General features: G+C 37.6%; 15 protein-coding genes, 1 tRNA gene and 1 other annotated feature. Of the genes, 1 reads left to right on the top strand and 15 read right to left on the bottom strand.

Features of this window, described 5'->3' with window-relative positions; genetic code table 11:
• Positions 1–69: 69 nt before the first annotated feature.
• The 15 genes from carB to trxA all read right to left on the bottom strand — a co-directional run bounded on the left by carB (position 70) and on the right by trxA (position 13888).
• Positions 70–3249: a carbamoyl-phosphate synthase large subunit gene (gene carB, locus B3R79_RS05105; RefSeq protein ID WP_168260620.1), complete on the bottom strand. Its 3180-nt coding sequence runs from the start codon at positions 3247–3249 to the stop codon at positions 70–72.
• Positions 3250–3346: 97 nt separating this feature from the next.
• Positions 3347–4435, bottom strand: coding sequence for a carbamoyl phosphate synthase small subunit (locus B3R79_RS05100; RefSeq protein WP_154455119.1), 1089 nt, complete (start codon positions 4433–4435; stop codon positions 3347–3349).
• A 66-nt stretch (positions 4436–4501) separates the two neighbouring features.
• Positions 4502–5428, bottom strand: a complete 927-nt coding sequence (locus B3R79_RS05095) for an aspartate carbamoyltransferase catalytic subunit (RefSeq protein WP_154455120.1) — start codon at positions 5426–5428, stop codon at positions 4502–4504.
• A gap of 3 nt (positions 5429–5431) precedes the next feature.
• Positions 5432–6694 carry a uracil-xanthine permease family protein gene (locus B3R79_RS05090; protein ID WP_293694138.1) on the bottom strand — a complete coding sequence of 421 codons (1263 nt, stop codon included), beginning with the start codon at positions 6692–6694 and terminating at the stop codon, positions 5432–5434.
• Positions 6695–6730: 36 nt separating this feature from the next.
• Positions 6731–7252 carry a bifunctional pyr operon transcriptional regulator/uracil phosphoribosyltransferase PyrR gene (gene pyrR / locus B3R79_RS05085; RefSeq protein ID WP_154455121.1) on the bottom strand — a complete coding sequence of 174 codons (522 nt, stop codon included), beginning with the start codon at positions 7250–7252 and terminating at the stop codon, positions 6731–6733.
• A 225-nt stretch (positions 7253–7477) separates the two neighbouring features.
• Positions 7478–8365 carry an RluA family pseudouridine synthase gene (locus tag B3R79_RS05080; protein ID WP_168260619.1) on the bottom strand — a complete coding sequence of 296 codons (888 nt, stop codon included), beginning with the start codon at positions 8363–8365 and terminating at the stop codon, positions 7478–7480.
• Entirely contained in the window at positions 8349–8822 is a 474-nt protein-coding gene (gene lspA, locus B3R79_RS05075; protein WP_168260618.1) for a signal peptidase II, read from the bottom strand. Before lspA ends, B3R79_RS05080 begins: the two co-directional genes overlap by 17 nt.
• On the bottom strand, positions 8819–9733 hold the full coding sequence (locus tag B3R79_RS05070; RefSeq protein ID WP_293694135.1) for a LysR family transcriptional regulator: 915 nt from the start codon (positions 9731–9733) through the stop codon (positions 8819–8821). Before B3R79_RS05070 ends, lspA begins: the two co-directional genes overlap by 4 nt.
• A 172-nt stretch (positions 9734–9905) precedes the next feature.
• Positions 9906–10199 (bottom strand): 50S ribosomal protein L27, encoded by a 294-nt coding sequence (rpmA, locus tag B3R79_RS05065; RefSeq protein ID WP_003065365.1) that lies wholly within the window; start codon positions 10197–10199, stop codon positions 9906–9908.
• A 21-nt stretch (positions 10200–10220) separates the two neighbouring features.
• Positions 10221–10556 (bottom strand): ribosomal-processing cysteine protease Prp, encoded by a 336-nt coding sequence (locus B3R79_RS05060; RefSeq protein ID WP_154455125.1) that lies wholly within the window; start codon positions 10554–10556, stop codon positions 10221–10223.
• A gap of 9 nt (positions 10557–10565) precedes the next feature.
• Positions 10566–10874 carry a 50S ribosomal protein L21 gene (gene rplU, locus B3R79_RS05055; RefSeq protein ID WP_293694132.1) on the bottom strand — a complete coding sequence of 103 codons (309 nt, stop codon included), beginning with the start codon at positions 10872–10874 and terminating at the stop codon, positions 10566–10568.
• Between the two features lie 14 nt (positions 10875–10888).
• Positions 10889–10959: a sequence feature (ribosomal protein L21 leader region), on the bottom strand.
• 136 nt (positions 10960–11095) lie between these two features.
• The gene (locus B3R79_RS05050) at positions 11096–12013 is read right to left on the bottom strand and encodes a DUF697 domain-containing protein (protein WP_293694129.1); all 918 of its coding nucleotides are present in this window, start codon (positions 12011–12013) and stop codon (positions 11096–11098) included.
• A gap of 7 nt (positions 12014–12020) precedes the next feature.
• Positions 12021–12473, bottom strand: a complete 453-nt coding sequence (locus B3R79_RS05045; protein WP_293694126.1) for a hypothetical protein — start codon at positions 12471–12473, stop codon at positions 12021–12023.
• A gap of 250 nt (positions 12474–12723) precedes the next feature.
• Positions 12724–13575, bottom strand: a complete 852-nt coding sequence (locus B3R79_RS05040; RefSeq protein ID WP_293694123.1) for an NAD(P)/FAD-dependent oxidoreductase — start codon at positions 13573–13575, stop codon at positions 12724–12726.
• A gap of 1 nt (position 13576) precedes the next feature.
• Positions 13577–13888 carry a thioredoxin gene (trxA, locus tag B3R79_RS05035; protein ID WP_293694120.1) on the bottom strand — a complete coding sequence of 104 codons (312 nt, stop codon included), beginning with the start codon at positions 13886–13888 and terminating at the stop codon, positions 13577–13579.
• Positions 13889–14045: 157 nt separating this feature from the next.
• Here trxA and B3R79_RS05030 point away from each other — a divergent pair.
• A tRNA-Gly gene (locus B3R79_RS05030) sits at positions 14046–14119 on the top strand.
• Positions 14120–14133 lie beyond the last annotated feature (14 nt).

Below are 14133 nucleotides of genomic sequence, written 5' to 3'. Positions count from 1 at the left end.
TATGCTTGACAAAAGGTAGAAAAAGAGAAGATTTTGAGAATCTCCTCTTTCGATATAGTTTTATTAACTTTAGATGGCTTGAGTTGTGAAGCTGAGGCTTTCAAGCACACGAATCATAGCATCTGCGGTATCCAAAGCGGTAAAGAGTGGCACACCGTGTTCAATGGCAGAGCTACGGATAGCAGCACCATCTTCGTCACAACTTCTCTTAGTACCAACAGTATTGATAATAGCTTGAACTTTTCCTGTACGAACAAGAGCAGGAATATCGTTATCATCATCTTCACCGAGTTTATTAACCACTGTTGCATCTAAACCGTGTTTGGCAAAGAAGTCCGCTGTTCCTTGTGTTGCAAAGATGCTGTAACCAACGTTGGCAAAGCGTTTCGCCAAACTAAGAGCTTCTTCTTTGCTATCATCAGATACCGTAAAGACAACGTTACCAAAGGCTGGCAAGTGGAAGTAAGACGCTTCAAAGGCTTTGTAAAGAGCTTTTTCAAGGGTTTGGTCTGAACCCATAACCTCACCAGTTGATTTCATTTCAGGACCAAGAAGGCTATCTACCTTGGCTAGTTTGGTGAATGAGAAGACTGGTGCTTTGACGTGTACAAAGTCAGACTCAGGATAAAGCCCATCTTTGTAACCAAGGTCAGCTAATGATTTACCAAGAATCAATTGGGTAGCTACTTGCGCCATTGGGATATTTGTTACTTTAGAAAGGAATGGCACGGTACGGCTGGCACGAGGATTTACCTCGATAACATATACCGTTTCATCTTTGATAACAAATTGGATGTTCATCATTCCGATACAGTTCAAACCAATTGCCAAGCGTTTTGTATAATCCGCAATCGTTTCTTGGATTTCTTTTGAAAGGGTTTGTGGTGGGTAAACAGCCATTGAGTCACCTGAGTGAACACCCGCACGTTCGATGTGTTCCATGATACCTGGAATCAAAACGTCTTTGCCGTCAGAAATGGCATCAACTTCGCACTCACGACCAATAATGTAAGAGTCAACCAAGACTGGATGGTCTGGACTGGCTTTAACGGCAGTTCTCATGTAAGAACGAAGATCGTTTTCATTTTCAACGATTTCCATGGCACGTCCACCCAAGACATATGAAGGACGAACAAGCACTGGGAAACCAATATTGCGGGCTGCTTCAACCGCTTCTTCTTCGTTTGTTGCTGTTTGTCCTGGTGGTTGTGGGATATTCAAGGCTTTCAACGCTTGTTCAAAGAGGTCACGGTCTTCGGCACGGTCAAGGTCTTCTACCTGTGTTCCAAGGATTTTCACACCAGCTTTAGACAATGGTTCTGCCAAATTAATAGCTGTTTGACCACCAAATTGCACGATAACCCCTTTAGGTTGTTCCAATTCGATGACGTTCATCACGTCTTCAAAGGTCAATGGTTCAAAGTAAAGTTTATCTGAAATCGAGAAGTCCGTTGATACGGTTTCTGGATTTGAGTTCATGATAATCGCTTCGTAACCAGCTGCTTGAATAGCTTTCACTGAGTGAACCGTCGCATAGTCAAACTCAACCCCTTGACCAATACGGATAGGACCTGAACCAAGAACCAAGATTGATTCCTTACCTGATTTGATAGATTCATTTTCCCACTCGTAAGTTGAATAGAAATAAGGTGTTTCTGATTCAAATTCAGCTGCACATGTATCCACCATTTTGTAAACTGGGATAATCTTGTTTTCTGTACGAAGTGTGCGAACCTCGTCTGCTGTCATGTTCCAAAGCTCTGCAATTTTACGGTCTGCAAAACCATTGCGTTTGGCTTCTTTCAACAATGCAATATCCCCAACGTTAGTAGCCAAGGCTTGCTCAATTTCAAAAATGTGAAGCAATTTATCCAAGAAGAAAAGGTCAATTTTGGTTAATTTAGATAATTCTTCGATGGTGTAGCCACGGCGGATAGCTTCAGAAAGATAGAAAAGACGGTCATCTTGGGCACGAACAATTTTATCAACCAAAGCATCATCAGTTACATTTGCCAAATCAGGCATTTCATTGTGGTAAACACCGATTTCAAGCGAACGACAAGCTTTCAAAAGTGACTCTTCAATGTTACGACCGATTGCCATAACCTCACCAGTCGCTTTCATCTGAGTTCCTAAGCGACGTTCACCATGTTCAAATTTATCAAATGGGAAACGTGGGATTTTTGCAACCACATAGTCAAGAGCTGGTTCAAACATGGCATAAGTCGTACCAGTAACTGGATTGACCATTTCATCAAGTGTCAAACCAACCGCGATTTTCGCTGCTAATTTCGCAATTGGGTAACCTGTTGCTTTTGAGGCAAGGGCAGATGAACGTGACACACGTGGGTTAACTTCGATAACATAGTACTTGAAGCTATTTGGGTCAAGGGCCAACTGAACGTTACATCCTCCTTCGATTTTAAGGGCACGAATGATGCTCAAGCTAGCGTCACGCAACATTTGGTTTTCAATATCTGAAAGGGTTTGTGTTGGCGCAAAAACGATTGAATCTCCCGTGTGAATACCCACTGGGTCAAAGTTTTCCATGTTACAAACCACAAGAGCGTTGTCTGCCGCATCACGCATTACTTCGTATTCAATTTCTTTGAAACCAGCGATAGAACGTTCAATCAAACATTGGGTTACTGGTGACAATTTCAAACCATTTTCAGCGATTTCACGCAATTCGTCTTCATTGTCACACATACCACCACCAGTACCACCAAGGGTGAAGGCTGGACGAACAATGACAGGATAGCCAATCGTATTTGCAAAATCAACCGCTTCTTCCACCGTGTTAACAATTTCAGATTCTGGAATTGGCTGATTAAGGTCTTCCATCAATTGTTTGAAGAGGTCACGGTCTTCGGCTTGGTCGATTGCTGATAATTTAGTCCCCAACAATTCAACACCTAATTCATCAAGGATACCAGCTTTTGACAATTCCATTGCCATGTTAAGACCTGTTTGCCCTCCCAAAGTTGGTAGTAGGGCATCTGGACGCTCTTTACGGATAATGCGTGTCACAAATTCTGTTGTAATGGGTTCGATATAAACCTTATCTGCAATTTCTTTATCCGTCATGATTGTGGCAGGGTTTGAGTTTACAAGAACAACGCTATAACCTTCTTCTTTGAGGGCCAAGCAGGCTTGCGTTCCCGCATAGTCAAACTCTGCTGCCTGACCGATAATAATCGGACCAGACCCAATCACCATAATTTTTTTAATATCTGTACGTTTTGGCATTGTTTTCTCCTATTTGTCAACTCTCTGATTGACTTTAAATATGTGACTGACTGTTGCATCAGTCAGATTAAGTAGTTAGCGACACAAGTAAATCTGTTTAGCGAGTGACTTTTTCATTTTGAAAAGCATCAATCAATTCCAAGAAATCATCAAACAGATAGCTTGCATCGTGTGGTCCTGGTGCAGCATCTGGGTGGAATTGCACTGAAAAGGCTGGGAAATCGCGGTGGCGAACCCCTTCAACAGACTTGTCGTTAATTTCTTCGTGAGTTACCATGAGGCAATCTGGTAGAGTATCACGATCCACCGCATAACCATGGTTTTGACTGGTAAAATCAATACGTCCCGTTGCAATTTCACGAACAGCATGATTGAAACCACGGTGACCGAATTTCATTTTATAGGTTGTCGCTCCATTAGCTAGGCTGAACAATTGGTGTCCCATACAGATACCAAAAATTGGAATTTTACCTTGCACACCACGAATCATATCAAGGGCTTCTGGCACATCTTCTGGGTTACCAGGTCCATTTGACAACATCACTCCGTCAGGATTCAAGTGAAGAATTTCTTCAGCTGTGATATTGTAAGGCACGACAGTCACATTACAGTTACGTTTTGAAAATTCGCGTAAGATAGAATGTTTTAGTCCAAAGTCAACCAAAACAATATTTTTCCCCACACCAGGTGCTGGATAAGCTGTTTTTGTTGAAACTTGCTCAATGTTATTGGTCGGCAAGACAGTTGCTTGCAATTGAACTTTTAGGTGCTCAATAGAATCACCATCGCTTGCAAGAGTTGCTTTCATAGTACCGTGTTGACGGATGATTTTAGTCAAAGCACGTGTGTCAATTCCTGAAATGCCAGGGATATTTTTAGCTTTCAAAAACTCATCCAAGGTCATCTGATTACGCCAGTTATTAGCCAAACGGGCATTTTCAGAAACCACCACACCCTTACAAGTTGGGGTAATAGATTCGTAATCATCACGATTGATACCATAATTTCCCACCAAAGGATAAGTAAAGGTCAAAATTTGACCGTTGTAAGATTGGTCTGTAATCGATTCCTGATAACCTGTCATACCAGTATTAAAAACAATCTCACCTGTCACATCAAGGTCAGCACCAAAAGCTGTTCCCTCGAAAATTGTACCATCTTCTAAAATTAAAAGTCTTTTTGCCATATTTTTTCCTCTCGTTTGCTCTCACGGGAGCACTTTAACGTTGTTTATTAACTAGCAGATACCGTCTTACGCTTTGCCATTAAGGACTGCTTCAAGAATTGCCATACGAACAAATACACCATTTTGCATTTGTGTGGCAATACGTGATTTAGGAGCTTCCACCAATTGTGATGCAATTTCGACATCACGATTGACAGGAGCAGGGTGCATGATAATTGCTGATGGTTTCAAACGATTGTAACGTTCTTGAGTCAAACCATAACGGTTATGGTAGGTTTCTTTTGAAAAACCTTTGTCACTGTCATGACGCTCATGTTGCACACGCAACATCATCATCACATCAACTTCATCCACAATCTCATCTAAATCAACGTGCTTACCATACACATCAAATTCGTCTGAATACCATTGTTCTGGACCAGCAAAATACAACTCTGCTCCAAGGCGTTTCAAAATTTGCATATTTGATTTGGCAACACGCGAATGCGTAATGTCCCCCACGATAGCCACTTTTAACTGTTCAAATCGACCAAATTCCTCATAAATCGTCATCAAGTCTAGCAAGCATTGGCTTGGGTGTTGTCCTGAACCATCGCCCCCATTGACAATTGATGTCTGAATGGTACGACTGCCGATAAGCTCTTTGTAATAATCTTCTTTGGCATGACGAATCACACAGATATCAATGCCTAAAGAACTCATCGTTAAAATGGTATCGTAAAGGGTTTCGCCTTTATTGACTGAACTTGTTTTAGCGTCAAATTCGATCACGTCCAAACCTAATTTTTTCTCCGCCACTTCAAACGATTTGTGTGTTCGTGTTGATGATTCAAAAAAGAGATTTGCCGCAAAATATTGTCTTTCAGGTGTGAAATGGGCTTCGTTCTTTTTAAAAGCAATGCCACGTTTAATCAAACCTAAAACTTCTTCATTGGTCAATGTTTCCATGGTGACCAAATGTTTTAACGATACCATATTATCTATTATAGCCATTTTTTAATCCTTTTCTGGAAGAATTTGATATAAAAGAATTCCTAGAAGAGTTGAAAGTGCCACACCTGTGATTTGCAAACCAGCCACTTGTAGGGTCAAGTTACCGATTCCAGATACCAAGATAACACTTGCAATCAACAGGTTTTTCTTATTATCAAAATTTACCTTGTTTTCAACTAAAATTTTCAGACCACTTGAGGCAATCACACCAAATAAGGCAATTGAAATACCTCCAATGACTGGTGTTGGGATTGAAGACAAGAGAGCTGACACCTTACCGATAAAACTCATCACCACTGCAATCACTGCAGCTCCAGCAATGACGTAAACCGAATAAATTTTATTAAGCGCCATAACCCCGATGTTTTCACCGTACGACGTTACTGGCGGTGCACCAAAGAAACCAGCGATGATTTGTGCCAAACCGTCACCTGTCAATGTGCGGTCCAAACCTGGATCCTTAAAGAAATCACGACCAGTTAAACTATTTAACACCATTACGTGTCCAAAATGCTCTGTCATCGTTACAAAAGCAATTGGCGCCATGGTTAAAATAGCACTTGGATAGATTTTAAAATGATAATCAACAAATAAAATGTCAAAATCAGGAATTTGGAACCACGGTGATTGGGAAACAGCTGAAAAATCAACAATGTTTTGACCCGTCACGGCACCAACAACTATGGCAAACACATAACCAACAATTAAACCGAGCAAGATAGGCACTACCGCAACGATTTTCTTGCCATACATATTAAACAATATAACCGCTAGCAAGGTAACCAAGCCAATCAAAAGGTAGATAAAATTGTACTGGCCGTCTTTTAACATGACATCATTGACAGCAGTTGTTGATAAACTCAATCCAATCACAACGATGATTGGTCCAACCACAACAGGTGGTAAAACCTTATCAATCCAAGCATTACCAACAAATCGCACAATCAAGGCAACCAGCAAGTAAACCAGACCTCCTGCCATCGCCCCTTGGGCAACAGCTGCAATACCATCTGTTTTCATCAACATTTGCATGGTTGCGATGTAAGCAAAACTTGACCCCATATAAGCTGGAATTTTATACTTGGTCACTGTTAAGTGCGCCAAGGTTCCTAAACCACTTGAAAACAGGGCTATAGCTGGATCAATTCCCACCAAAATCGGAACCAAAACCGTCGCACCAAACATGGCAAAGAGGTGTTGGAATGATAAACCAACCAACATCCCTGGTTTGGGCATCTCATTAACGTCGTACTTGATATTATCCACTAATCCACTTCCTTTCTCATAATCCCCAGACACAAATTAGTTAGGATCTACGATGCTAACACGGTCTTTACCGTCGATTTCAATCACTTCCACAATGATTTCTTCTGTGGCGCTTGTTGGGATATTTTTACCGACATAGTCCGCACGAATTGGCAATTCACGATGTCCGCGATCCACCAATACGGCTAGGCTAACACGCGCAGGACGACCAAGGCTAACCAAGTTATCAATAGCAGCACGAATAGTACGACCTGTATAAAGCACATCATCCACCAAAATCACATCTTTACCTGTGATATCAATTGGCATGATTGTTGTGTCTTCTTCCACTTTAATATCATCACGAAATGGTTTTGTATCCAATTCACCGATTGGAATATCAAGATTCTCCAATTGTTTCAAACGGTCTTGGATACGACGAGCAATGTAAACACCACGTGTTTTGATTCCCGCAAGAACAATGTTATCAAGATTTTTATTGCGTTCAATAATCTCATACGTGATACGTGTAATCGCACGTTTCATGGTAACATCATCAACGATTTCTTTTGTCTTCATCTCGTAAACCTCACTAAAAAATATACAAAAAATCTCCTTAACAACAAGGAGATTCCACAAAATATAGGTACACCAAACCCTAGATGCACACTTCTTTTATCGTTCTCTCCTTGCCTGCCTCACGGGACAGTATTAAAGGATATATCTACTTTCTTATCATACCAAAACTATCCCATTTTGACAAGCGTTTTACTAACCTAAACCTAAAGCTTATGAGCGCAAGTCTTAGTGTCTCAAATTTTCCAACGTTTCTTGGAAAATAGCTGGTGGTTCTACGGAAAAGCGTAAGCTTTCGCCAGTCGTTGGGTGGGTAAATCCAAGGGTTTGAGCGTGCAAAAATTGCCCATTACCTTTCAAGGTTTTGCGAGGACCATAAAGCGGATCCCCTGCCACAGGATGACCAATATAAGCCATATGTACCCGAATTTGGTGGGTACGTCCTGTTTCCAAGGTCAATTCTACCAAGGTGTAATTGCCAAAGCGTTCCAAGACTTTAAAATGAGTTACGGCTGGCTTACCTTTAGCCATAACAGCTTGTTTTTTGCGGTCTTTTTCAGAACGTCCAATAGGTGCCTCAATCACGCCACGATCATTTGAAATATTGCCATGCACAATAGCCAAGTACTTGCGTAATGATTTCTTGTCCTTTAACTCTTCAGCCAGTGCTTGGTGGGCACGATCGTTTTTAGCAATCATCAACAAGCCCGATGTGTCCTTGTCAATACGATGCACAATACCTGGGCGAACAACCCCATTGATTGAAGATAAATCGTGAATATGATACATCAAGGCATTGACCAAGGTCCCTGAAGTATGCCCTACTGAAGGGTGAACAACCATTCCTTGTGGTTTGTTGACCACGGCAACATCATCATCCTCGTACACAATGTCAAGCGGAATATCTTCTGCCTCGTATTCTAAGACTTCTGGTTCAGGCAAGTCGTAAGTGACAAGATCCCCTTCTTTGACGCTGTATTTGGCTTTGACAGCTTTGCCATTTACCAAAATATTCCCATTTTTAATAGCTTCATTGGCTTGACTGCGGGATAATTCGGTCAAATCTGCCAAGGCCTTGTCCAATCGAATCCCTGATTCTTTAATGATTAATTCCATCTTCTCCTTCTCTCCACAACACAATAAATAACATCACAACACCGACGGTCAAATAAGAATCGGCGACATTGAAAATGGCAAAATCCATGAAATCCAAATGTACCATATCCACCACATAACCAAGGCGCACACGATCAATGAAATTGCCCAATCCACCCGAAATAATCAAACTCAAGCTCAACAAGAACCAGAACGATCCATTAAGATTTCGGATAAAGTAATAAATAGCAGCCCCCACGACCACAATCGTTAAAATCACAAAAAACCATTGTTGATTTTGCAAAATAGAAAATGCCGCACCATAATTGCGCAAATAGGTCAAACTAAAAATAGGTGGCAACCCCTTATGAATGCTGCCTAAAGGAATGTGCTTGACAATCCATAATTTGCTCCATTGGTCCAAGGCGACCAAAACGACCATTAAAAGTGAAAAATAAAGATATCGATATTGTTTCATTTGACTACCTCTGGGCTAAATTCAGCGAAATAATCCTTCATCACTGAAACGAATTTAAGCGCACAGGCCGACAAATTCTTATCACTACGCTTAATATAAACCATTTTATTATCTAAATCATCTTCAAGCGGTATCACAGTGATACCATTCACACTGCGACTATCTAAAAAGCCAGACCCAGTCGCATAAGCATCTGTTCGCTCCAAAATACCATTCAAAGTCGCTCTATCAGTAACATTGTAAATACAAGGACTTTCTGTCGTATCCACAAAATTTTCAGAATAATAGAGATACTCATCTTTTTCCTGTGTAAATCGCACCGTTGGAAAATCTACTAAATCACTCATGAGCAAACTACTTTTGTCTGCCAAGGGGTGATTTTTCGCCAAATAAATGTGAGTCTGAAACGGAATAAGCTCCACAAATTCCAAGCCCTGCTTTTCCATACGCTGCAATAAGCCTTTACGATTTTGGTTATTGAGATAAATGATACCAATCTCACTATCACCTTGTGCCACCTCATCTAGAATCCTCATCGTTGTTGATTCAAATATACGAAAATGGCGATGCTCAGGATGCAATTTGGAAAAAGTGGTAATCAACGGAGGTAAAAAATCATAATGCTGACTAGCAATTGAAAATTCAGGCGAATCCTCTGATTGTGAAAAGTGTTTTTCAAAGGAATCAAACGTTTTCACAACATCCAAGGCTTTTTCATAAAAATTCATTCCTTGACTCGTCAAAATAGCCCCAGTCGTCGTTCTTGTAAAAATTTGAAAACCCAACTCCGTTTCCAAATCTCTGATAGCAACAGATAAACTCGGCTGACTCACAAAAAGCTTCGAAGCTGCCTCTCGAAAGGTCCCGCTGTTAGCAATCGCTACCACATAGCGTAATTGTTGTATATTCATACTACCTTATTCTTTCTAAAGTCATCTTCTCCATTATATCAAAAAAACAAGCCAAACGCTTGCTTTTTCTGATGACTAAGTTATGGAAACAAGGCACTTTAGTAACACAGTCAAAAATGTACAAAAAAACTTCCTGATTTCTCAGAAAGCTTTTCTCATGCTATTTCTAGCCTTATTTTGCGATAGGGTAAACAGAAACTTGTTTTTTATCGCGACCTTTACGTTCGAAACGTACAACACCTTCAACTTTAGCGAAGAGTGTATCGTCACCACCGCGACCTACGTTTACACCTGGGTAAATGTGAGTACCGCGTTGACGATAAAGGATTGATCCACCTGAAACAGTTTGTCCGTCAGCTGCTTTAGCACCTAGACGTTTAGCTTGTGAATCACGACCGTTTGATGTAGAACCTCCACCTTTTTTGTGGGCGAAAAGTTGCAAGTTAGCAAGATTCATTTTTAACATATATAGTGTCCTCTTTTCAAATTAGTTTGCGATGACCTGAACCGACACAAACTCTTGAGAATTTTCTGCCAAGTTCGTCATCCCTAAAAGAAAGCTTCCAAATAAAAGCTGAACTTTCTCATCCGTCTTTCGCGTTATATGAGAGATATCAATCTTCATATAACCGCCATCAATTTCATCAATCGCTAAATCAGCCTTGCAATCTGCCAACACTTCTAGCGAATTAACCAGGTTAATCGACAAGGTTGAAACGGCTGCACATACGATATCAAAACCATACTCGCCACTGCCAGCATGCCCAGTCAGCTCAACGCTTTCTAGGTTACCTTTACGGCGAATAAAGGTTGCATGAATCATAAGGATAAATTAAGCGTTGATGGCGTTGATAACAACTTTTGTATAAGGTTGACGGTGACCTTGTTTACGGTGGCTACCTTTTTTAGGTTTGTATTTGAAAGTAACAACTTTCTTTTGTTTACCTTGTTTTTCAACAGTACCAACAACAGTAGCACCTTCAACAACTGGTGTACCTACAACAGTTTTGTCTCCACCAACAAGAACAACTTCGTTAAATGTTACTTCTGAACCAGCTTCAACATCAAGTTTTTCAACATAGATCGCTTGACCTACTTCAACTTTAACTTGTTTTCCACCAGTTTCAATAATTGCGTACATATGCACACCTCCTCATAATTTTTAAGACACACTATTAAGGTAAGATAAACTTTTTAAAACCTTTTCTATGTGGTTGCATTTTACAACACGGTAATTATACACTACAAAACAATAAATGTCAATTATTTTTATAAGATATTTTTAGAAGTTCATGTTATAATCTAAATTTTAATTTTTACAATCTTATTTATTAAAATAAGCACCATCGAAATGGTGCTTTATTAAACATTAATATCTTCTTCTTTTGGTTTTTTCGAGAAAACTTTAACGATCTTATTTGGGATTATGTTTATCACTTCCGTAATGACAATCGGTAATAGCTTTAATGAATCGATTAAGGCATATTTACGAATTTCGTTTTTGGTCATGATTTGTGAATCATTAAATAAATATCTTCTAGCCACTAAACCAATACGGATTGTTAGTAAGGCATTAGAAACACCTTGCATAATACTTGATGTCAATGGTTTAATAAACGGTATTTCCGCTATAGCATTCATTGTCGAATTAGGAAGAACATCTTCTAAGTTGATATTTTCTAATCCATCAGCGATTAAAGCAGTCGATAAAACATTGATGCTTAATTTTGATAAATTTTTCATTGATGGTCTAAAACCACATTCGCATACAATTTTTTTAATCATTTGCAAATTAACTGATAAGACTGAAAACATATCAAGTTTTCCGTTTTGTGAAATGGCTGTACTAATCATAACCGTCTTAGCGTGATCAATAATAATACGATTTAGATGTTTTTTCATTTCATTACGATATACTTCATTTAATGTAGAACGAAGTTCATCATAGTTACTAAAATTTAATAATCTTGTTTCGTAATCTTTTAAAAAATCATATTTAGCCAAATTTTTAGCTACTGTTTTATATGTTCGACGATTTTTTAATGAATCTTTATCAAGTGTCGTCGTAATATTAAATGATGGAGAAAAGACAATTACAATAATCGGATATATTATTAAAATGAGAACTAGTAGAGATGCTAAGATGTAAAAAGCAATTTCTAACCAAATATTAATTTTCGATAATCTTTCACCAATTTGTAAAATCGAAGATAAAATGATTAAAAATAGCAAAATTAAACTGCCAATCCCTACTAAATACCAAAATGTTTTACGTTTCATTTTTTAACTATTCATCGTTATTTTCATCTTTTTCTTTGAAATCAGCATCAATAATATCATCATTATTCTTTTTAAAAGACATACGAGCATTTGTATAACTTGTTTTAAATGTTTCAAAAGAGTAATCTTTTTCACAAATAATAGCATATAAAACAAAAATCGCAGCTAAAATAATTAAAATTCCAATTAAGATAAAGAATGCTTTAAAAATCAATCCGCCTAGTAATAAAACTAAAACTCCTAAAATGATTTTATAACCATGAATTTTAACCGCAAAATCTTTGTTTGAAGCCATCATAATTTTTAAAATTGGAATGATAATTAAATAAATCGCAATGGCAATGTTTAAAAGATCATTAGAATACATAATCATTAATACACCACATAGAAGTGAAATAATGATATTTGTTATGTAATAAAAATAATCAACACGATTTACTTTCCCAATATTAATTAGCAAATAAGCTGCTTTAATAATTAGTAGTACTCCTAAAATTTGAAATATAATATTAACAACTGTTCCAGGATTAAGTGTACATACGAAAACACCTAAAAAAATTGCAGCAATCGATAAAAGAGTAATCGGCCACTTTTTAATTAAATTTTTTATAATAAAACCTCCTTATTTATTTTGATTATATCACAATATGAAATTAAAAAAAGATATTTCTTTATATAAAATAAAAATACATCCTTAAATAAGGAAGTATTTAGATATTTTTTAGACTATTTTTGATTGCTAATGCCGCCATCATACCTTCATTAACAGCTTTATTGATTTGTAATGTTCCACCAACAACATCACCACATGCATATATTCCTTCAATGTTAGTCATGAAATTTCCATCAACAACGATATCATTTTTATTCATTACTAATCCGATATGTTTAGAAAAATCAACAGCATTTGGTGTTCCAATGGCGATAAATAATCCATCTAATTGATATACATCTTTCGAACACTCTAAAGCTTCAAGACGATTTTCGCCAATAACTTTTGTTATTTTGTCGGTTACAACTTTAACTCCGTCTACATCAACTTCTAATGGTTCTCCATTTGTAAAAACAGTTATATCATTTGTAAATTTTTTTAAATCTTCAAGTTCTTTTAACATGTATTGCTTACTTCCTATAATACCAAGTTTTTTCTTGCGATAGAAAAAACCATCACATAAGGCACAATAACTAATCCCTTTCCCTTCAAGATTTGCAAAGTTTTCCACATTGATTTTACTTCTAGCTTTACCAGTGGCTAATAAGATTTTTTTAGTTTCAATATCTTCTTTATTTGTTTTAACGATAAAACCACCATTTGGATTATATTCTATTCCAATTACTTCACCATCTAAAATGTCAATTCCAAGATCTAAAGCTTGTTTTTCGCCAGCTTTAGCAATCGATAAGCCACTAGCTTTGTTTCCATAATAGTTTTCTATTAGATGGGCTTTTTCTAATGCCCCGTAATCTTTAGCGACAATAACACAATTAACATTAGCACGTTTTAGATATAAGGCAGCACTTATTCCTGCTGGACCTTTTCCAACAATTACACAATCACGCATATTATTTACGAACTAATTCAATAATTTTTTCTTTTGGATTAACACCAACTAAAGCATCTACAGGTTGTCCTTTTTTGAAAACAATTAAAGTTGGAATAGACATAATATTAAAATCACTTGCAATTGTTTCTTGTTCATCAATATTTACTTTACATACTTTTACATCGTCTAATTCTTCAGCGATTTCTTCAATAACTGGACTTAACATACGACATGGTCCACACCAAGCTGCCCAGAAATCAACTAAAACAGGTTTGTCACTTTTTAATACTTCTTCAGCAAAATTTTCTTTTGTAATTTCAATAACTTTCATTTTTATTTCCTCCTAATATATTATATAATGTATTATTAGTCTAACATACTTTATAAATTTAAGCAATGAAATTACATTTGACAATTTTTTTTAAAAAACTAAAAAAGATAGTTGACAGATAATTTTTTTTTATGTATAATAATCGTGCATTTAAGTTGCGGGTATAGTTTAATGGTAGAACCTCAGCCTTCCAAGCTGATTGTGTCAGTTCGATTCTGATTACCCGCTCCAATTTAATTTATATC

Source organism: Streptococcus sp. UBA3373 (assembly GCF_002360305.1).
In the GTDB taxonomy this organism is placed as follows: domain Bacteria; phylum Bacillota; class Bacilli; order Lactobacillales; family Streptococcaceae; genus Streptococcus; species Streptococcus alactolyticus.
The sequence above is the reverse complement of the archived record's forward strand: the minus strand, read 5'-3'. Positions and strand labels throughout refer to the sequence as shown.